Annotated in this window: 13 protein-coding genes, 2 tRNA genes and 3 rRNA genes; 7 read left to right on the plus strand and 11 right to left on the minus strand. The window is 32.0% G+C overall.

Translation table 11 applies throughout. The features are described 5' to 3' along the window. Positions 1–47: 47 nt before the first annotated feature. The gene (locus K5Q05_RS02005; RefSeq protein ID WP_044003387.1) at positions 48–1,097 is read left to right on the plus strand and encodes a hypothetical protein; all 1,050 of its coding nucleotides are present in this window, start codon (positions 48–50) and stop codon (positions 1,095–1,097) included. Here the strand turns inward: K5Q05_RS02005 and K5Q05_RS02010 are convergent. The 5 genes from K5Q05_RS02010 to K5Q05_RS02030 all read right to left on the minus strand — a co-directional run bounded on the left by K5Q05_RS02010 (position 1,094) and on the right by K5Q05_RS02030 (position 10,807). Further along, positions 1,094–2,026: a GGDEF domain-containing protein gene (locus K5Q05_RS02010; RefSeq protein WP_044003384.1), complete on the minus strand. Its 933-nt coding sequence runs from the start codon at positions 2,024–2,026 to the stop codon at positions 1,094–1,096. The two genes, K5Q05_RS02005 and K5Q05_RS02010, sit on opposite strands and share 4 nt — an antisense overlap. Further along, positions 2,023–6,468 (minus strand): response regulator, encoded by a 4,446-nt coding sequence (locus K5Q05_RS02015; protein WP_099497087.1) that lies wholly within the window; start codon positions 6,466–6,468, stop codon positions 2,023–2,025. Before K5Q05_RS02015 ends, K5Q05_RS02010 begins: the two co-directional genes overlap by 4 nt. Positions 6,469–6,513: 45 nt before the next feature. Beyond that, a 5S ribosomal RNA gene (rrf, locus tag K5Q05_RS02020) occupies positions 6,514–6,624 on the minus strand. A gap of 25 nt (positions 6,625–6,649) precedes the next feature. Further along, positions 6,650–9,583, minus strand: a 23S ribosomal RNA gene (locus K5Q05_RS02025). 387 nt (positions 9,584–9,970) lie between these two features. Continuing rightward, the gene (locus K5Q05_RS02030; RefSeq protein ID WP_025443743.1) at positions 9,971–10,807 is read right to left on the minus strand and encodes a Cof-type HAD-IIB family hydrolase; all 837 of its coding nucleotides are present in this window, start codon (positions 10,805–10,807) and stop codon (positions 9,971–9,973) included. 137 nt (positions 10,808–10,944) lie between these two features. Here K5Q05_RS02030 and hpt point away from each other — a divergent pair, with 137 nt between their 5' ends. The 3 genes from hpt to purB are packed head-to-tail and all read left to right on the plus strand — an operon-like array spanning position 10,945 to position 14,154. Beyond that, complete coding sequence (gene hpt, locus K5Q05_RS02035) at positions 10,945–11,469, plus strand: hypoxanthine phosphoribosyltransferase (RefSeq protein ID WP_025443742.1); 525 nt, start codon at positions 10,945–10,947, stop codon at positions 11,467–11,469. 13 nt (positions 11,470–11,482) lie between these two features. Beyond that, a complete protein-coding gene (locus K5Q05_RS02040; protein WP_025443741.1) occupies positions 11,483–12,766 on the plus strand; it encodes an adenylosuccinate synthase in 1,284 nt (427 codons plus the stop codon). Then, positions 12,751–14,154 (plus strand): adenylosuccinate lyase, encoded by a 1,404-nt coding sequence (gene purB / locus K5Q05_RS02045; protein WP_025443740.1) that lies wholly within the window; start codon positions 12,751–12,753, stop codon positions 14,152–14,154. The genes K5Q05_RS02040 and purB overlap by 16 nt, the downstream gene beginning before the upstream one ends. On the opposite strand, the gene K5Q05_RS02050 is transcribed toward purB, so the two are convergent. After that, entirely contained in the window at positions 14,151–14,711 is a 561-nt protein-coding gene (locus K5Q05_RS02050; RefSeq protein ID WP_025443739.1) for a DNA-3-methyladenine glycosylase, read from the minus strand. The two genes, purB and K5Q05_RS02050, sit on opposite strands and share 4 nt — an antisense overlap. Positions 14,712–14,874: 163 nt before the next feature. Here K5Q05_RS02050 and K5Q05_RS02055 point away from each other — a divergent pair. Then, positions 14,875–14,948: transfer RNA gene (locus tag K5Q05_RS02055), tRNA-Ile, on the plus strand. A gap of 299 nt (positions 14,949–15,247) precedes the next feature. On the opposite strand, the gene K5Q05_RS02060 is transcribed toward K5Q05_RS02055, so the two are convergent. The 4 genes from K5Q05_RS02060 to rsmI form a co-directional block, all read right to left on the minus strand. Beyond that, positions 15,248–15,322: transfer RNA gene (locus K5Q05_RS02060), tRNA-Ala, on the minus strand. Positions 15,323–15,391: 69 nt separating this feature from the next. Continuing rightward, positions 15,392–16,928: ribosomal RNA gene (locus K5Q05_RS02065) — 16S ribosomal RNA — on the minus strand. Between the two features lie 143 nt (positions 16,929–17,071). Then, the gene (radA, locus tag K5Q05_RS02070) at positions 17,072–18,478 is read right to left on the minus strand and encodes a DNA repair protein RadA (protein ID WP_025443738.1); all 1,407 of its coding nucleotides are present in this window, start codon (positions 18,476–18,478) and stop codon (positions 17,072–17,074) included. Positions 18,479–18,880: 402 nt separating this feature from the next. Then, on the minus strand, positions 18,881–19,555 hold the full coding sequence (gene rsmI, locus K5Q05_RS02075) for a 16S rRNA (cytidine(1402)-2'-O)-methyltransferase (protein WP_025443736.1): 675 nt from the start codon (positions 19,553–19,555) through the stop codon (positions 18,881–18,883). Positions 19,556–19,813: 258 nt separating this feature from the next. Here rsmI and K5Q05_RS02080 point away from each other — a divergent pair, with 258 nt between their 5' ends. Beyond that, positions 19,814–20,134: a hypothetical protein gene (locus K5Q05_RS02080; protein ID WP_025443735.1), complete on the plus strand. Its 321-nt coding sequence runs from the start codon at positions 19,814–19,816 to the stop codon at positions 20,132–20,134. 7 nt (positions 20,135–20,141) lie between these two features. On the opposite strand, the gene K5Q05_RS02085 is transcribed toward K5Q05_RS02080, so the two are convergent. Next, positions 20,142–20,531, minus strand: a complete 390-nt coding sequence (locus K5Q05_RS02085) for a DUF1893 domain-containing protein (RefSeq protein WP_025443734.1) — start codon at positions 20,529–20,531, stop codon at positions 20,142–20,144. Positions 20,532–20,651: 120 nt separating this feature from the next. On the opposite strand from K5Q05_RS02085, the gene K5Q05_RS02090 reads away from it, so the two are divergent. Continuing rightward, the gene (locus tag K5Q05_RS02090) at positions 20,652–21,227 is read left to right on the plus strand and encodes a YigZ family protein (RefSeq protein WP_420043024.1); all 576 of its coding nucleotides are present in this window, start codon (positions 20,652–20,654) and stop codon (positions 21,225–21,227) included. The last annotated feature ends 9 nt before the right edge of the window (positions 21,228–21,236 follow it).

Genomic DNA, 21,236 nt, shown 5'->3' on the forward strand with positions numbered 1-21,236 from the left:
ATTATATCTTATTTTTTTAAAAAATAAGATATAATAAAGCAATGCATATGAAAGTAATAATTAACATTATAAATAAATTATTAATAATGTTAATGCTCTTACAGACTGTTTTGATTCATCCAAACAAAAATCAAGATGAGATGGGATATTTTTATATTACCACTCAAGCAGCTTATTATATACCACATGCACTTGGAACCTTCGGAAGTAGATTTTCTCCAAGTTTTATAACCCCTCAATTCACCTCAGTAGAACCAAACGAACAGATTTCACCTAGCGCCTGGGGAAGTATTAAAATAATATCATATTTAGGATACTATAAATCTTTTAAACTTTTTAACGATCCGTATTCACTTTTATTTAAAGATAACAAAATAAATCTTGACTTTAGAATTGGACTATCACCTATCATTTTACTACTTAAAGGAATGCTAAATTTCACTCCTATTGCATTTATGGATTTGTATACAGGAAGTGAGATCGGAATAGGTTGGCAAGGATTTGGATTTAAGGGAATTGGAGTACATATTGGTAATGGACAATATTCAAGCAACCCTGAATTTTATTCTGAGATAACAATGGGAGGCAAGCTACAATTTGATCTGAATGCTACACTTGATGGAGACTGGACACATATTATTACAATAATTGGAAATAATATTCTGTATGTAAACAATCCACATGCTAGTAATAATCAACTTTGGAAATACAAAGCTGATGAAGGTAAAAATATAAATGGATTTACAATAATCCCTTATATAGCCTTAGCTTACAAAATGCCGCTGCCTCTTAATTTAATTGGAATTTTATACGAAGGAAAAACATATATTGGATATGCAAGAAAAGTAAGTACAACACAAAATAAAGGATGGGGAAGTGATTTCTTCTATCATAATCTTTCTCTTGTCGCAAAGTTTGAAATAATGGAAGTTTTAGACTTAGACATACTATTTAAGTTCTCAACTGCGCCTATTTATACATCAGATACAATAGGAATGGCTGATATTTCAAAAAGAACAGCCACAGGTAATTCATATATTTACTACAATTCCATTGGATTCTCTTTAACTTACAGATTTAACTCTAATTCAATCTAATATTTAAACTGATTGCGGCCAGAAATCTTAGCTTCATATAACTTATCATCAGCAAGCTTAATAATATTAGTAAAATTAACATCATGAGGAATTTGCTCAGCAAGTCCAATTGAAACTGTGACAAAATTAGAAATACTACTGTATTGATGAACTATCTTCAAACTCCTAATATCCTCAATGATCAGACTAACAATCTCAATCATTTCTTCTAAACTCTTATCGACACAAAATAAAATAAATTCCTCACCACCATATCGAGCAATATCTATTTTATATCTAAGCGCGATTTTATTCAAACTCTTTGCAATCAACTTAAGACATTCATCACCATTAGTATGCCCATAATTATCATTATACTTTTTAAAGTAATCAATATCTAACATTCCCACAATGACGTGTCTTTTATGCTCTAAGGCTTGCATCCAAGCTTTAGCAAATTTATCTGTAAAAAACCTTCTATTAGGAATTTGAGTAAGACCATCAATTCTTGCAAGATTTTTAAAATAATCTCTAAGCCTCTTAAGCTCAAGATGAGTCTTAATTCTTGCATTAATAATCCTGCTATTAAAAGGTTTCAGAATATAATCCACTCCACCAACATTAAACCCCTCAAGTTGAGCCTCAATAGAGGCTCTTGAACTAATAAAAATTACAGGAATATCTCTAGTCTCAGGATCATTTTTAAGCCTTTTACAAACCTCATAACCACTCATATCCGGAAGCAACACATCAAGAAGGATTAAATCAGGACTAGCAATCTCAACCTGTTTTAAAGCATCAAACCCATTCAATGCAACTCTGATCTCATAATCATGTTGCAATATACTTATTAATAAATCCAAATTCGTGGGAGTATCATCCACAAGTAACAACTTTTGAGGCTCATTTGAAATCTCTTCGAAATTATCCAAAATCATACCTTTAATCATGATTTTTCTATCTTATTACCATGCATCATACGTTTAACAATTTTAGAACTTTCTTCAAAGTTATATAATCTTAAGTATTTAACAAGAGAATCAAGTAATATCATATTATGATTATCCAAACTATACTTTTTAAGAATTTCAAGTATTCCTCTGTACTCTTTTGGATTTCTATTCTGTATACCATTTAAAAGTCTTTGCATAAGACTTAAAAATTCATCATTATTGTTAAACTTGAATTTTTCTGGGTCCTCATCCTCAAGAATACCTAAAATTTGAGATTTTATGTTATCAACAAGTACAACCAAATCTTTACGAGCATTATAGTATAATACTTTTAATTCTTGCATTGAACCTGTACCTATCTCGATCTGTTTAAAATTCTTAAATAAGCCGCTACGCATATTACCAAGAGCTCCAGCAATTGAATGTGACAAACTCTTTACTAATTCTATGTCATCTGCATTGAAAGCTTCATCTAAATCACGCATAAAATTATCAATCATGCCAATAAATCCACTGCATAACTCAACATACATATCATATGAGATATTTAAATCCCTTAAAGCCCCATTAACATCTAAATTAGGCAAATCAGAAAATCTATTTAACTTCTTATCGTATATGGTTTTATTTTTTTCAACCTCAATATGCAAATATTTTTTTAACATACATTTAATTGAACTAATTTGTATTGGCTTTGCAAGATAATCATTCATTCCATTTTCTAAACACCTATCTTTATATTCTCTTAATGCATGTGCAGTCACAGCTATCAACACACATGGAATTAAGTTATTTTGGCTTTCAAATTTGCGCACTTCCTTAGACACTGTAAATCCATCACAACTTGGCATTCTTATATCAATAAAAGCCACATCATATCTATTAGTTTTTAAAAGCTCAATAGCCTTAAATCCATCATCTACAATATCGATAGAATCTTCTTTGACACCTATAACAATCAAGATATTTTTTAAAATCTTCTGATTAATTTCATTATCCTCAGCTATTAAAATGCTTACATTATTTTTAAGCTGAAGAGAAGTAGACTCACTCACTACCGGAATATCTATAATGGGGCCATTTCTAATCCAATCAGAATAAAAATCCCACCTTTTAAAAGGTTTTTGAATATATGCATATTTAAAATTAACAATCTTATCACTATTTAAATAATGGAACACAAACACTATCTTTATGTTATAATTTAGATTTTCAATCCTCTCAGCAAAATCAAGACCTTCTTGCAAACCAGAATCATCAACGTTTATAAAAATAAAATCATAATAAGGATATTCATAACAAGCCTTATAAGCACCTTCATACGAAGAAAAATAATTTATATTATCTTTATAATCAAAAACCTCACTTATTCTATCCAATACCTCGATAGCCTTTTTACTTAAAACCACACTTAAAATCTTTTTATCCTTTACCAGCTCTAGTTTATTTAATGCTCTATCTTTAATCTTGCCACCTAAAACAAAAGGCAACATAAATGAAAAAGTTGTTTCCTTACCTACTTCACTCTCAACTGTAATGCCAGGACCACCCATTAAACTAACAAGCTTCTTAGATATTGCAAGCCCAAGACCGGTTCCTTCATATCTTTTTGAATCAGCATAATCTCCTTGCTTAAATAACTCAAATATTACCTGCATATCTTTCTTTTTAATCCCTTTGCCAGTATCAGTTACCTTAAACTCAATAGTAACGATTTTATTACCATTACCATCCTGTGTACTGCATATACATTCATAGTTCAAAACTATGATCCCATCTGTAGTAAATTTAAAAGAATTTCCTATTAAATTAATAAGTACCTTTTTAAGTCTAGTTTTATCCCCTATTAAATAGTGCCCTAAATCTGATTTTGAATAAAAAATCAAATCAAGCTTTTGTTTCGCACTTTGAGACTGAAAACCCTTTAAAACACCTTCAATTTCATGCTCCAAATCTATTTCATTATTTTCAATATATATCCCGTTCATATCTATTTTAGAGATATACAATATTTCATCAATTAAAGAAAGTAATGAAATAGATGAATAATTTATCATTTGTACATACTCTTTTTGAACCCCCAAAAGTTCAGTATTTTGTAAAAGCTCAGCAGCTGCTATTATGCCATTAATAGGAGTACGAATATCATGACTCATACTTGCTAAAAAAATAGTTTTAGCAACAATAGCATCTTCAATAACTTTTTTCTTGATAATTGCAGAAGAATACATTTTTTTGCTAAATACTATTTCATTCCACAAATTAAATAGGAAAAATATTAAAATAGTAAAAATAAAAATACCAATGGTTAAAACTGCTATACCAGACTTTTTTAGCATTATATCTTTAGAACTCTCATGAATATTAAACACCCAGTCATTAAAATATAATTTATTGTCAACGTTTGCACAGAATAAAATCTTTTGTATAATTCTTCTTAAAATATAATCTTGGTTATAAACTGCAATATTTAAATCAAATTTTAAATCTGACACAGTAAGAATTCTCTTAACATCCCTAATATTCAAGTCCTCAAAATTAACAGTAGCAGTATATTCATCGCTAATAATTCCATTAACCTTGCCTCTATAAAGAAGGTCTAAAGCCTCTTTAAAACCATTCACTTGAATTAGTTGTTTGCCTATTTGAGTTTCCAACTTCTTTGTATACAAAAATTTAAGTATTGCAAAACGATCAGAGGACTGAGAAGTAAATGGCCTTGTCCTATTTGAAAAAATATGTAGTGGGATTTCTGAAACTGATTTAATGTTAAAAACATAGTCTGAATTTGAGTCATCTAAATTAGCAGACAACATATCTAAATTTCCTAGCTTGATTAATTCTTCAATCTCATCCCTTCCACTTACATTGATGATATTGAAATCTAAATTCGTCAATTTCATTATTTTATTAATTAACCACTCATTTACTCCTCTATAACGACTAGAATCAAAATAATCAATAGGATACCAATTTTTCACAGCAAGATTTAATTTTTTATTTCTCAATAACCAAATTTTTTCCTCAATATTAAAATTACTACTATTTATATGACCATGACAATTATCTTGATAATCTTCAATCTCATATTGTCCAAACCAATTTTTATCTATTTGCAAAAAAGTATCAAATAAAATATTCTTTGCTAATACATTAAGCATATATGCAAACACTTGCAATTTCTTATTATTAGTTGCTAACACTAAAAACCTTTTTTGACTTAAATTTGGATCCTGAAATCTCAATACATTGTTATATCCATGCAACTTTGATAAATACCTTGTGGTAATTGAATTTTCTATAAATCCATATGAATGATTTACTATATCCGAAAAATTACTTACTATATCTGTACTTTTATCTATCTGAATATCACTTAGATTGAAATCAATAATTTGTGAATTTATGACTTTATTACTATTTTTAGCATTTGTAAAATATAAGTTAAAATTAAGTGAGTATATTGGAGATGTTATTTTGTAATTCTTAGAACTTAAAATATTATCATCTTCAATAATTCCACCCCAAACAGATACGTCTTTATCATCCACACCTCTTTTAATGTTTTCTTTTAGAAATCCTACAAATTTCACTGAAAAACCATATTCTCTAGCAAGAGTATTCCATAAATCAACCAAAATCCCTGAAAATTGACCTTTAGAATTCACAAAACTCAAAGGAGGATAATCATTATACATTCCAACATCAAGCTTAAATAAATTAAAAGATTCATATTCTTTTTCAGAAAGAGATTGCATATAACTAAAAAGGTCAATATCTAAATATTTTAACTGACTAATAGCATTCTTACTAATGGCAGTTCTTACCCCAAAACTATAAAAATATTCAGATTTAAAAACTTTCATAAAAGATGGATAAAAAGAACTATACCATATACTAGATAATGATTTATAACTTCCATATACTAAATCAACCTTGTTATCTCTTAATGCCAAAAGTAATTTTTCAGTATCTGTAAATGAAAAAACATTATCAACACGACCATGAAATCTTAAAATATCCTCATATATAGTGTTCTTGACAACACCTACGCGCAACTCGTCTGAAAAAAATGAACTGATATATTTTTTGCCTTTCTCACCATTATAAATTAATGCAGACACACATTTTCCAATCTCATTTTTAAAGTAAAGATATTCATTTAAATTTGAATTATAAGTTAATCCTAAATAAACCACATCATCTTCAATTTTATTTTTGTCAAGGTAATCAATATATTCTACGCTAATATTATAATTATGATCTTGCGCCCATTTGTTCAAAAGATGAAAAATCATGCCAACCATTTTACCTTCTTTATTTTTATAATAAAGAGGATGATATTGATCTACAAGCTTAAATTTCAGGGTTTGTTTAGCAAATAAATTGATATAAGAAAAAAAAAATATAAGTAAAAAAATAACTCTTAAAATACTCATAATTTATAATACACATCTAATGAATATGAAATGAAAACAAAAAAACCCTGGCAATAACTTACTCTCCCGCGAACTCGCAGTACCATCAGCGAATAAGAGCTTAACTTCTGTGTTCGGAATGATAACAGGTGTTTCCTCTTTTCTTCAATCACCAGGGTTGCCTTATAAGGAAGACAAAAATATGGTCAAAGATTCGGGTAATTAGTATTAGTTAGCTTAATATATTACTATACTTACACTTCTAACCTATCAAACTGGTATTCTTCCAGAACCCTATAGGATATCTCATCTTGAGGAAGGCTTCCCACTTAGATGCTTTCAGCGGTTATCCTTTCCGAACGTAGCTACCCAGCACTTACCCTTGGCAGGATAACTGGTACACTAGAGGTTCGTCCATCTCGGTCCTCTCGTACTAAAGATAGCTCCTCTCAAATATCCAACGCTTGTGGCAGATAGGGACCAAACTGTCTCACGACGTTCTGAACCCAGCTCGCGTACCGCTTTAAATGGCGAACAGCCATACCCTTAGGACCTGCTCCAGCCCTAGGATGCGATGAGCCGACATCGAGGTGCCAAACCCTTCCGTCGATGTGAACTCTTGGGAAGGATAAGCCTGTTATCCCCGGAGTACCTTTTATTCGTTAAGTGACGGCGCTTCCACTCGCTACCGCCAGATCACTAAGACCTACTTTCGTATCTGCTCGACTTGTCAGTCTTACAGTTAAGCTACCTTATGCCTTTACACTTACAGAGTGATTTCCAACCACTCTAAGGTAACCTTTGCGCACCTCCGTTACTCTTTAGGAGGCGACCGCCCCAGTCAAACTACCCACCTGGCACTCTCCTCATATCACTATGAGTTAGAAACTTAATTAAACAAGGGTGGTATTTCAAGTACGACTCCACTATCCCTAACGAGATAGCTTCAAAGTCTCCCACCTATCCTACACATACCTAATCAAATTTCAATACCAAGCTATAGTAAAGGTTCACGGGGTCTTTCCGTCTAACCACAAGTAATCGGCATCTTAACCGATACTTCAATTTCACCGAGCTCCACGTTGAGACAGCGTCCAAATCGTTACACCATTCGTGCGGGTCGGAACTTACCCGACAAGGAATTTCGCTACCTTAGGACCGTTATAGTTACGGCCGCCGTTTACTGGGGCTTGAATTCAATGCTTCGCTTTTACACTAACATCTCCTCTTAACCTTCCAGCACCGGGCAGGTGTCAGTCCCTATACTTCTCTTTACAGATTTGCAGAGACCTGTGTTTTTGGTAAACAGTCGTTCGGACCATTTTTATGCTACCTAATCTCTTAGGTCATACTTATCCCGAAGTTACGTATGTATTTTGCAGAGTTCCTTAACGTGAATTCTCTCGCGCGCCTTAGAATTTTCATCCCACCTACCTGTGTCGGTTTGCGGTACGGTCCCTTATAGCCTAACCTTAGAAGTTCTTTCTTGGCACCTTGACTACCTACATTTCATGCTGACGAAACAACACTCATCATCACATCTCAGCTCTTCTAGCGGATTTGCCTACTAGAATCAACACCTTAATGCTTAAACTAGGACTACCATCGCCTAGCAGTAGTTAACCTCATGCGTCACTCCAATCGAAACTATAAGAGGTACGGGAATATTAACCCGTTTCCCATCGACTTCACTTTTCAGCTTTGCCTTAGGGGCCGACTAACCCTGGGAAGACGACCTTTACCCAGGAAACCTTAGGTTTTCGGCGAATGGGAATCTCACCCATTTTTTCGTTACTTATACCTGCATTCTCACTTCTGATACCTCCATTAAACTTCCCAGTTTAACTTCTCAGGCTTACAGAACGCTCCTCTACCACTCTAACCTAAATTAGAGTCCAAAGCTTCGGTAATGTATTTAGCCCCGTTACATTGTCGGCGCTTAAGTACTCGACCAGTGAGCTATTACGCACTCTTTAAAGGTATGGCTGCTTCTAAGCCAACCTCCTGGCTGTTTACGTACCTAAACCTCCTTTTCCACTTAATACATTTTTGAGACCTTAGCTGTTGGTCTGGGTTGTTTCCCTCTCGACTATGAACCTTATCGCCCATAGTCTCACTCCTATTCATCATGCAATAGCATTCGGAGTTTAACTGAGTTTGGTACCCTTTGACAGGCCCTAGCTCAATTAGTGCTCTACCTCTATTACACTAAAATAAGGCTGAACTTAAATCCATTTCGAGGAGAACCAGCTATCTCCGAGTTTGTTTAGCCTTTCACTCCTATTCACAGCTCATCTCTGCCTTTTTAAACAGACTAGAGTTCGGCCCTCCACTTGGTTTTACCCAAGCTTCAGCCTGGCCATAAATAGATCACTCGGGTTCGGGTCTACCACATCTAACTAAATTGCCCGTTTAAGACTCGCTTTCGCTAAGGCTCCAGCACTACTATGCTTTAACCTTGCTAGACATGATAACTCGCAGGTTCATTATACAAAAGGCACGCCATCACCATGAATAATCATGGCTTTGACTGCTTGTAAGTCTACGGTTTCAGTTCTATTTCACTCCCCTCCCGGGGTTCTTTTCACCTTTCCCTCACGGTACTCTTCACTATCGGTAGCTTTATAGTATTTAGCCTTGGAGAGTGGTCTCCCCAGCTTCAGACAAGGTTTCTCGTGCCCCGTCCTACTTAGGAACATCTTTAAGAAGATATTTACATTTAAATTACAGGGCTATCACCTTCTTTGGCTAACTTTTCCAAGTTATTCTTCTATATAAATATTTTGTAACTTCTCAGCTTATTACAGACTAAGCTCCAAGCGTCCTACAACCCTCTAAATGCAACGCTCTGCAGCTTGACACATTTAAAGTTTAGGCTACTCCCCTTTCGCTCGCCACTACTTAGGGAATCTCTTTGATTTCTTTTCCTCAGGGTACTTAGATGTTTCACTTCCCCTGGTATAGCCTTTACTACTTACGTAGTAAATAATTAGCATCTAGCTAATTGGATTACTCCATTCGGTGATCTCGGGATCGTAAAATGTTTGCTTCTCCCCCAAGCTTTTCGCAGCTTACCACGACCTTCTTCGCCTTAAAGCTCCTAGGCATCCACCATAGACTCTTTATTACTTTGACCATATTTTTATCTTCCGTCTCTAATTTGCCAATCGTTTATACAACATAAACTAATATATATTTTTAACTTTACTATGTCAATACTATTATTGAACTTTTCACTAAATAATTTTTCAAAAATTAAATCACACTATCCATATTGAGCAATGCCAGGTATAAATCTTACAGGTAAAAACATCATTAATCCTAAAATTGTTCACTTACCCTCAATAATTTCAAATAACCTACTTAAAAGCAAGAACAAATAAACAAGAAACTACAAAATAAAATATATTAAAGAATAATAATAACAAAACACATAACTTATGTCAGATGAATGCTCTATATTAAATATAGTAAAATGAATATTTACAACCTAAATTACTTAGACAAGATATAATCAAAAACATTAATTAATATCAAGATTAAAAAATTCAATTAAAAACTTTGCAACCCCATCTTCATCGTTATCAAATTTTGTAATCTCGTTATTTGGTAAATTAGACTTAACAAACTCATTTGCATTTTTCATGATAATTCCCTTTCCAACATTTTTCAACATCTCATAATCATTACCGTTATCTCCAAACGCTAAAATAGCATCCATAGAAATACATTCAAATAAAGCAACATTTTTAACAGCATTATATTTACTAGCATCAATACTTGTAATTTCCAAAAGATCCTGAGAGGAATAAAATAGATTTATATCTTTAAAATTTTTCTCTTGAATTTTATTTCTAAACTCTTCAAGCTTAGAAGAATCATGAGAATAACAAACTACTTTAGAAAAAGAATCTACTTCAAGCAGAGACAAATCAACAATAATAGGTTTTACCCCTAAATTTTCAATAAAATAATTCATAATTGGACTTCTAATCTCTCTATCAGAATACCAATCATTAAGAGTATAAAGATTAATATCGATTCCCGCTCTATTGATATTAAGAATTTCTTTTACTATATCATAATTCATCTTATGTCTCAAAATCAGATTGTTTTTTAAAAAAACCTCAGCTCCATTGGCAGTTATAATATAACACTCATCGATTTTCACCTCTTTAAGTTGCACTAAGACATCACTCACCTCATACAATCTCCTACCGGTAGCAATAATGATATGAAAATCATCCTTTAATTTTAAAAGAACCTTAAGAGTCAATGATGTAATTTCATGATTGTTATTAAGCAAAGTCCCATCAAGATCGAAAACTAACACTTTATATTTTTTAAAATTGGCATTCATTATAACACCTTCTTTTTTAATAAATAATATCACATTAAATTGATTATGACCCATAATCCTGACTTGAATTAAATTAACAAAAAAAATATAATGATGATCTTAAAGGATTAAAGATAGAGAGTTAAACGTAAGATTAAATGAATTATGAAATCTCAACTTTATTTACAGAAGAAAAAATAAGAAACAAAATTCAAAATTTAGCTCAAAAAATTAGAAACTACTATAAAGATAAAAATAATGTAGTTTTTATATCTCTCCTTAAAGGTTCTTTTATGTTTTTTGCAGACATTACAAGAGAGATTGGATTAAATGTAAAAATAGATTTTCTTCATGTCTCAAGTTATAATAATAAAACCCATTCTTCATTAAAAGTTTTAATAAAAAAAGATATTGATGTTAATATAGAAAATAGTTATGTCATGGTCTTTGATAACATCATAGATACCGGCTTGACATATAAAAAAATCATTGAACACCTAAAAAGCAAAAATCCCAAAGAGATCAAGATCTGTACTCTTTTTAATAAACCATCTAGAAGATTAACAAAATTAAAGATAGACTATATAGGATTTGAAATTGCTAATTATTTTGTAGTCGGATATGGTATTGATTTTAACGAAAAACATAGAACTTTAAAGAATGTAGCAAAAATAAATAAATAAATAGGAGATATAAATGTCAATTTATGCAGTGATTGGAACTCAATGGGGTGACGAAGGAAAGGGCAAAATTACAGACTTTCTATCAAAAAAATTAGATTATGTTATCAAATTTAACGGAGGCAATAACGCAGGGCATACAATCGTTGCTAATAATCAAAAATTCATTTTTCATCTCTTACCATCTGGCATTTTGCAAGGAGCAAAATGCATACTTGGACCTGGTGTAGTAATCAATCCACTCATTCTAATTGAAGAACTTAAAATACTCAAACAAAATAACATAAAGACAAAAATATTGATAAGCGATAAAACGCATATAATAATGCCTTATCACATTAAAATCGACGAACTTAACGAACAAAAAAAGGGTACTTATAAAATTGGCACCACAAAGCAAGGTATTGGACCTTGTTATGCTGATAAAATCAATAGAACAGGCATAAGAGCCATTGACTTAATTAACATAGATATTTTCGAAAAAAAACTAAAAACAAATTTAGATGAAAAAAACGAAATTATAGAAAAAATCTACAACGAGAAACCCTTTAATTACGATGACATTCTTAAACAATACAAAAAATATATAGCAATACTTAAACCTGCAATCACAAATACAGAAGAAATATTGAAACATGCCATTAATTCAGGTAAAAGTATCTTAATAGAAGGTGCTCAAGGTATAATGCTTGATATTGAACATGGAACCTTTCCATTCGTAACATCAAGCAATACATTAATTGTAGCAGCAACAGGATGTGGCATTCCTATCTCAAAAATCACGCAAAGGATTGGAATAGTAAAAGCATTCTCATCAAGAGTTGGTTCAGGACCTTTTGTAACTGAAATCTCAGATCCCATTGGAGATAAAATTAGAGAAAAGGGTCAAGAATATGGCTCTACAACAAAAAGACCTAGAAGAATTGGCTGGATAGATCTTTTAACAATAAAAAAATCTATCTATCTTAATGAACTAAATCATTTAGCCTTAACTAAACTAGACATACTAAATGATATCGAAAAGCTTAAAATTTGCACAGCATATGAATTTCAAGGCAAAATATATGATTATATACCCACTTCTTGTGAAATACTTGAAAAAGTTCAACCTGTATACAAAGTCTTTAAAGGATTTAAAAAAGACATCAAAAATATTAGCAATTATGACGACTTGCCTATTGAGGCTAGAGCTTACATTGAATTTATAGAAAAAGAAGTGGGTGTTCAAATTTCAATTTTGTCTCTTGGAGCAGAAAGAGACAAAACCATTGTTAGGAATAAAAAATGGATGAATATATAAATCCCCTAAAATCAAGATATGCAAGTAAAAAAATGCTTTACATTTTTTCACCAAAATTTAAATATACTACATGGAGAAAATTGTGGTACAACTTAGCTTTAGTCCAAAAAGAATTAGGAATAGATATTAGCAACAAACAACTTGATAAATTATCTAAACACATTGAAAACATTGATTTTGAGATTGTAAAAAAATATGAGGAAAAATTTCAACATGAAGTCATGGCACATCTTTATGCTTATGCTGACTTAGCTGGCGACAATGCTAGAAAAATTTTACACCTTGGCGTTACAAGTGCATATTTAACAGATAACACAGACTTAATCCAAATCAAAGAAGCTCTATTGATCATCAAGAATAATCTAATAACATTCATTAAATCTTTAAAAGAATTCTCAACAAAGTATAAAAACCTGACAACTCTTGCATATACACATCTACAAAAAGCACAATTGACAACTCTTGGGAAAAGAAGTAGCTTATGGCTTCAAAGTCTAATTTTTGACTTTGAAGAACTCAATTTCATTCTATCCAATATGTGTCTTAGAGGAGTAAAGGGAACAGTTGGAAATCAAAACAGCTTTAATGAATTGTTTTCGTCTAACTTTGAAAAGGTAAAAAATCTAGACATTAGTCTAGCAAAAAAAATGGGATTTAACAAAGTTTATAAAGTAACTAGTCAAATCTACGACCGTAAATTTGATACATCAATATTAAATTTTTTAAGCAACCTATCTCAAAGTGCACACAAAATTACTAATGATATTAGATTCATGCAACATCTTGAAGAGATTGAAGAACATTTTGAAAAAAACCAAATAGGTTCATCAGCAATGCCTTATAAAAGAAACCCTATTTATAGTGAAAGGGTAGCTTCCCTTGCTAAGTTTATCATGAGTCTACAATCAAGTGGTGGATTTATAGCGGCAACTCAATGGCTTGAGAGAACTTTAGACGATTCAGCTTGCAAGAGGATCAATATTCCTCAAGCATTCCTAGCCGCTGATGCTATTTTAATATTATTAAATAAAATATTTGATAATATTAGAGTAAACAAAACAATAATTGAAAAACATGTCAAAAAAGAAATGCCATTCATATTAACAGAAGACATATTGATGAAAGCAACAAAAAATGGTGGTGATAGACAAATATTACATGAAAAGATAAGAATTTATTCAATGCAAGTAAGAGAAAATCTTTATTCAAAAACAACTGAAAACGACTTAATTAAACTAATCCTCAATGATGAAAGCTTTAAATTAACACCTAAAGATATAGATGAAGTTTTAAATCCAAATGAAAATATAGGTTTTGCATCATTGCAAGTCGAAGACTTTATTAAAGAGACAGTTGATCCCATTCTTGAAAAAAATAAGAAATACTAATATTTAGAAACAAATTTATTGTTTTTTATATAAAATCTCCAAAGCTTGCTCGCATATTCTTCGCCTGCATAATCAACATTTATTCTCTTTGAACATAAAACTTCAAAATCAAAAGATAAGCCTCTCCTTAAAAAAAGTTCACAATTATTAATAAGATCTACTTTATTAAACTTTAAATCTATATTTAAAAACTTAGTAAGCTTGCCAGGTCCATTAGTAAATATTCCAGCAACCTTCATTGAAGGTGAAATAGGTTCAACTCCTCTTATCAAAACAGCATGGGGATTATGCTCATTAGATGCTACAACGTTTAACATATAATGCATGCCATAAATCATATAAACATAAGCATATCCCCCAATATTATACATTGCACTTGTACGAACTGTTCTTCTACCTCCATACGCATGGCAAGCTTTATCTGTTAAACCCATATACGCTTCTGTTTCAACAATCCTTGAAATAACTTCTTTACCATTTATATTTCTAACCAGAAAATGTCCAAGTAAAGACTTAGCGACAATAACAGCATCTTGCATAAAAAATTCTCTATTCATTAATACAATTCTAAACAAAAATGAAATTTAAACTCAAAACCTATTGTAATTGGAATAAATGTAAAAATTATTGAAAATAATATATAACCAAAATCTAAAAACAAACTGCATATTGACAAACACAATAAAGTTCAATAGAATTTTAAAGGGTAATGATATTTTGGGGATCATAGCTCAGGTGGTTAGAGCGCAGGTCTGATAAACCTGAGGTCGGAGGTTCAACTCCTCCTGATCCCAATTCAATTAGGTTGATTCATGACTAGCTCTTTGATAATCTTAATAAAATAATTAAAGATAAATTTTTTGCATGTAATCAAGTTTTGGAATCCATAAAAAACAATTCATCAAGATAACAAACAACATAAAAACATATCTTAGCCCCTGAGGTAATTTATTAACTCAATATAATAAAATACTAAATGCACCTAAATGAATCAAAAAAATAACGCTTTAAAGGCAACAATATGTTTGCATAGATTTTTAATAAAGGCCATTTCTTAAAAGGCTTAATTCATACTTATTTAACAATAAATAAATGGAGGTTAAGGGACTCGAACCCTTGACCCCCGGCTTGCAAAGCCGATGCTCTAAACCAACTGAGCTAAACCCCCCAAAAAGCCTTTGAGAAAACAAGGGAAGAGTTAAAATAATAATTAATTTAAACAATTTCTTTCTCTTAGAAAGGAGGTGATCCAGCCACACTTTCCAGTACGGCTACCTTGTTACGACTTCACCCCCCTCACTAAACATACCTTAGATACCTTCCTCCCTTGCGGGTTAGAATAATAGCTTCGGGTATCTTCAACTCGGGTGGTGTGACGGGCGGTGTGTACAAGGCCCGAGAACGTATTCACCGTATCATTCTGATATACGATTACTAGCGATTCCAACTTCATGAAGCCGAGTTTCAGACTTCAATCTGGACTGAGACCTGCTTTCTGCGTTTTGCTTCACATCACTGTTTCGCATCGCTTTGTACAGGCCATTGTAGCACGTGTGTAGCCCAGGACATAAGGGCCATGATGATTTGACGTCATCCTCACCTTCCTCCGGCTTATCACCGGCAGTCTCGTCTGAGTCCCCATCTTTACATGCTGGTAACAGACAACAAGGGTTGCGCTCGTTGCGGGACTTAACCCAACACCTCACGGCACGAGCTGACGACAACCATGCAGCACCTGTATACAGACCCCAAACGGGGAATAGTTATCTCTAACTATATCCTGTATATGTCAAGCCCTGGTAAGGTTCCTCGCGTATCATCGAATTAAACCACATGCTCCACCGCTTGTGCGGGCCCCCGTCAATTCCTTTGAGTTTCATTCTTGCGAACATACTCCCCAGGCGGCACACTTAACACGTTAGCTTCGGTACTAACCTTTCGATTAACACCAAGTGTGCATCGTTTACAGCGTAGACTACCAGGGTATCTAATCCTGTTTGCTCCCTACGCTTTCGTGACTCAGCGTCAGTCTTGACCTAGAAGTTCGCCTTCGCCTCTGGTATTCTTCCTGATATCAACAGATTCCACCCTTACACCAGGAATTCTAACTTCCCCTATCAGACTCTAGTCATGCAGTTTCCAGCATAGTTCCACAGTTGAGCTGTGGTATTTTACACATAGACTTGCATATCCGCCTACTCACCCTTTACGCCCAATGATCCCGAACAACGCTCGCCCCTTACGTATTACCGCGGCTGCTGGCACGTAATTAGCCGGGGCTTATTCATAAATTAACGTCATCGCTTTGTCATTTCCTACAAAGCTTATTCCTCACTTATAAAAGAACTTTACAATCTTTCGACCTTCTTCGTTCACGCAGTGTCGCTCCGTCAGGCTTTCGCCCATTGCGGAAGATTCTTAGCTGCTGCCTCCCGTAGGAGTCTGGACCGTATCTCAGTTCCAGTGTGACCGATCACCCTCTCAGGCCGGTTACTTATCATAGCCTTGGTAGGCTCTTATCCCACCAACTAGCTAATAAGACGCAGACTCATCTACAAGCGAAGCTTTAAAGGCTTCCTTTCATCAACTAACATCTTAATTGACTTTATTCGGTATTAGCTACTATTTCTAATAGTTATCCCCATCTCGTAGGTAGATTATCCACGCGTTACTCACCCGTTCGCCACTGAATGTATTACTACATTCCGTCTGACTTGCATGCTTAAGACGCACTGCCAGCGTTAGTTCTAAGCCAGGATCAAACTCTTCGTTATTTTTATTTTTTACTTTTAAAAATTAACAGGTTATTTATTTTATTTGGCTATTAAAACCTTACTTAACTCTTCCCTTCTCTTCTCTTCCAATTTTGAATATCAACTCTTACTAAGATATAACATACGTTACACTTTGTCAATACTTAACATTCATTTTTTACATTATTATTTTTCAAAAAATGATTTTCATAATCTTTCATTGCTCTACCCTTCACTAAGTGCCTAACAACACCTAAAACATTACCTATACCTTCATATCCATCATAATGACTATCTCTTAAATTTGCACCCATTACATTTTTAAATCCAGCCTTCTTAGCAGCAAGAACCTTACTATCAATATTAGAAGACGCCCTAATTTCTCCTGAAAGAGAAATCTCTCCCGTAAAAATTAATTCTTGATTTACAATAATATCCGTCTTAGCAGAAAATAATGCAACCAAAACAGCAAGCTCAATTTCTACATCATCAATCCTAAGTCCCCCAGAAACATTCACATATACATCATCATTATTAAAATTAAGATTTAAATACTTACTAAGAACAGCCAAGATTCTTGATATTTTCTTAGAATCTATTTTTTCTGAAAAAATTCTAGGAATATTCATACCTGTACTTGTAATTAAAGCCTGTATTTCTACAAACAAAACTCTACTTCCCTCATTAATAATTCCAATAGCAATTCCTGAAGATATTTTCTCCTTTTTCTCCAAAAAAATAGAAGAGGGATCTTTAATCTCAACAACTCCCAAACATGTCATTTCAAAAATACCTATTTCATTAATAGCCCCAAATCTATTTTTACTAGCTCTAAGCATACGTAAAGATTTTTCAGCCTCCTCAAAATAAAAAACAGCATCTACAATATGCTCTATTACTTTTGGTCCCGCTAATATACCATCTTTTGTAATATGTCCCACTAAGCACAAAGCCACATCCTTCCTTTTTGCCCACTCTACAAGTTTGTAAATACAATGCTTTAGTTGAGACACACCTCCAAGACTGCCTTGAACTTCTTTTGAATGCAAAGTTTGAATAGAATCAACAACCATAAAGTCCAGTTCAATATTTGAAAGCATTTCTATCAAAGAATCAACATTTACCTCATTAGTTATCAAAATATCAGAAGAAATCTTCAGTCTATTTGCCCTTAATTTAATTTGTGGAATTGACTCTTCCCCGGCAAGATAAAGCACATTTTTACCAGCACGTGAGATAATATTAGAAATTTGAAGTAAAAAAGTTGATTTTCCAATACCAGGCTCTCCTGATATCAAAATTGTACTTCCAATGACAATACCAGAGCCAAGAACTCTATCAAATTCATCAATACCTGTTAAATGCCTAATATTTTCAATTTGAGTAAAATCTTTTAAAGAGAATATTTCACTTTTTGCATTATTCAAATTTGTCTCATATCCAACTTTAAATTCAGTATACTGCTCTAAACTTTCCCAACTAAAGCACTCAGGGCACTTACCTAACCACTTTAAAGATTTATATCCACACTTTAAACATTTGTAAATTTCTTTTTCTTTATTTTTTGCCATAAAAAATCAATAAGTAGACTTCTTTTAATCTGGTAAAGTGGCAAGCTATCTTTTAAAATTAGGAACCAACTTCAACCTTAAATAATCAAAAATCTTTTAAATCTTGAATTTATTATCCTTAAACTTAATCTAAAATTTTTTAAAAGTCAAAATACCTTCCTCCAAGGTCATTATAATTTGCAAAAACATAACTTATGCTTACATAATTCCCTTTAAATTTATTTATCTTATATCCTAGCATAAAAAATATCAAATTAATTCTTTCAAGTAAATTCAAAAATTTATTTCTCAAGCTTAACTTATATAATAGCAAAGAAATACAATACAACCAAATTCTAGATGTTAAAGCCAAAATATTTGAAATATAATTAGACTGCAAACATAAACAAATTGAAAATGATCTTAACTTTTAGACTTCCTGCTAACCAGAACTGTAAACTCTCCTTTATTTTTGTTATTCTCTTCAAAATATTTTTTCAATTCTAAAGGCTTGCCAATTTTATATTCTTCATATAATTTTGTCATCTCACGACCAACAAGAACATTAGCATCTAAATTCACTAAAGAAATTTCAAATAACAACTTTAAAATTCTATGATTGGACTCAAGAAGAACAAATGCATCACCTGTATGATAAAGTTCCTCAATCCTTTTTAATCTCTTAATGCCTTTGTTTGGCAAAAAACCTTCAAAGATTACAACCTTATCTTTAAAAGGATTAACACTAATAACTGTACTAAAAGAACTAACTCCTGGGATAGGACAAACTTTATACCCATTTTTGAATGCTGCATCAACAAGCAAACCACCGGGGTCACTAATACAAGGAGTGCCCGCATCACTAACAAAAGCTACGCTTTTTCCATTAGACAAATACTCTAACAATAAGCTAATTCTTCTATGCTCTATTACTGCATTACAAGAAATTAACTTTTTAGCAATACCATAATGAAATAAAAGTCTCTTAGTAATCCTTGTATCCTCAGCAAAAACAACATCAACCAACTTTAAAATATCAATTGCACGATATGTAATGTCACCTAAATTACCTATGGGGGTTCCCACAATATATAACACATAATCTCCTTAAAATTTTAAAATACAACTCATCCAAAATTGCATTAAACTTACTAATAAATAATATCCAACACTCAAATTTTTACACATTAAATCTGCAAGAAGAATCTCCATATAAATTAATTACTCTTGAAATATTTTATGATTTAAGAAAAAAGTTCAATTTTTACATCTTCACATGAGAAAATACTTATTTTATGTTATATTTATATTATTACTTAATTTCAATAACTGAAAGCTAAAAGGGGGTAAAGTTTTATGTTTAAGCTCATTAGAAAGATATTTGTAGTCTATTTTTTGTGCATCACACTCACTGGATTAGTCATGGTTTTCGTTGACAGTAAATTTTCCGAAAAGCAACCTAACCAAAATAGCAAAAGCCAAATTATCAAACATACAATCAACCCTGACTTAATTATGCTTGCATCTTCAATTGGAGGATTTTTAGGAGTTTATGCTGGAACATGGCTTTTTGATTATGGCAAAGACAATTTTTATTTAAGCTGGGGAAGCTTAATGGTATTAAGCTATAATATAGCTCTAATTCTTTCTGTATATTCCAAAACAAAAAGCAAATGAATATAATTTAGGTGTTACTTATAATAATTCCTCTTTTTATCAAGTACTTATAAACTTCCTCTGGATTTTCTAAACTTTCGATCAAATTTTCAGTTTTATCATTTATCTTATCCACAAGTCTTTTAAAACTCACCTTTATTCCTTTACTTTCCAAAAAATCCTTTGCTGATTGAGAAATAACACTTGCATGAACATTTTGAAGTCCAATATTGTAAATGATAACAGCAGCAGCCTTGCCTACAACTTTATCATAAATTTCTAAACCTTCCTTATTTTGAATGTATTTATTAATAAAATTATCAACCTCTAAGAGAGGTTTTAATCCTCTTTCCATATTAGAATAAAGTATTCTATGTTCTTTCAACAATCTTAACTTAGGATTTAATCCTGATATCATTTTTACGCCCTCTTAAATACGCCCTCTTAGAATTTATTAAATAAGAGTTGTTAACATTAATCATATACATAAATTCAAAATACTTCAATATAAAAAAATGATATATTATTAAATTGAATTATGCTAATTACTAAAGAAAATACCAGTTCAAAAATTGAAGTAAAAAAATCAATTTTCTTATCATATATTTTCCACGTAGAGAAAAAAGAAGATATAAACAAAATATTAAAAGAATATAAATTAAAATTTAAAAATGCAACTCATGTCGTTTACGGATTTAGAATTGGAAATTCAAATTCATTTATAAATGGAATGAGCGATGATAAAGAGCCAAGATCAACAGCAGGCAAACCTACACTAGATGCCATATTAAATAAAAATTTAACAGATACTTTAATCATTACGATACGCTATTTTGGAGGAACTCTGCTTGGGAAAAGTGGTTTAATCAAGGCATATTCTAAAGCAGCACAACAAGTAATCAGCGCATCAAATTTAATAGAAAAGGAAGAAATGCAAACATTAATTCTTAATTTAAATTACAATCAATATCATTTACTTACACGAATAAAAAACAAAATAGGAATTAAAATTATAGATGCAAATTTCCTAGATAAAATAAATACTACAATAAAATTTAACATAACAGATAAAAAGAGCATTATAACATTTCTACAAGAAAATTCCCTAATTTAATTAAATTTA

The organism is Borrelia miyamotoi, from assembly GCF_019668505.1.
Taxonomy (GTDB): Bacteria; Spirochaetota; Spirochaetia; order Borreliales; family Borreliaceae; genus Borrelia; species Borrelia miyamotoi.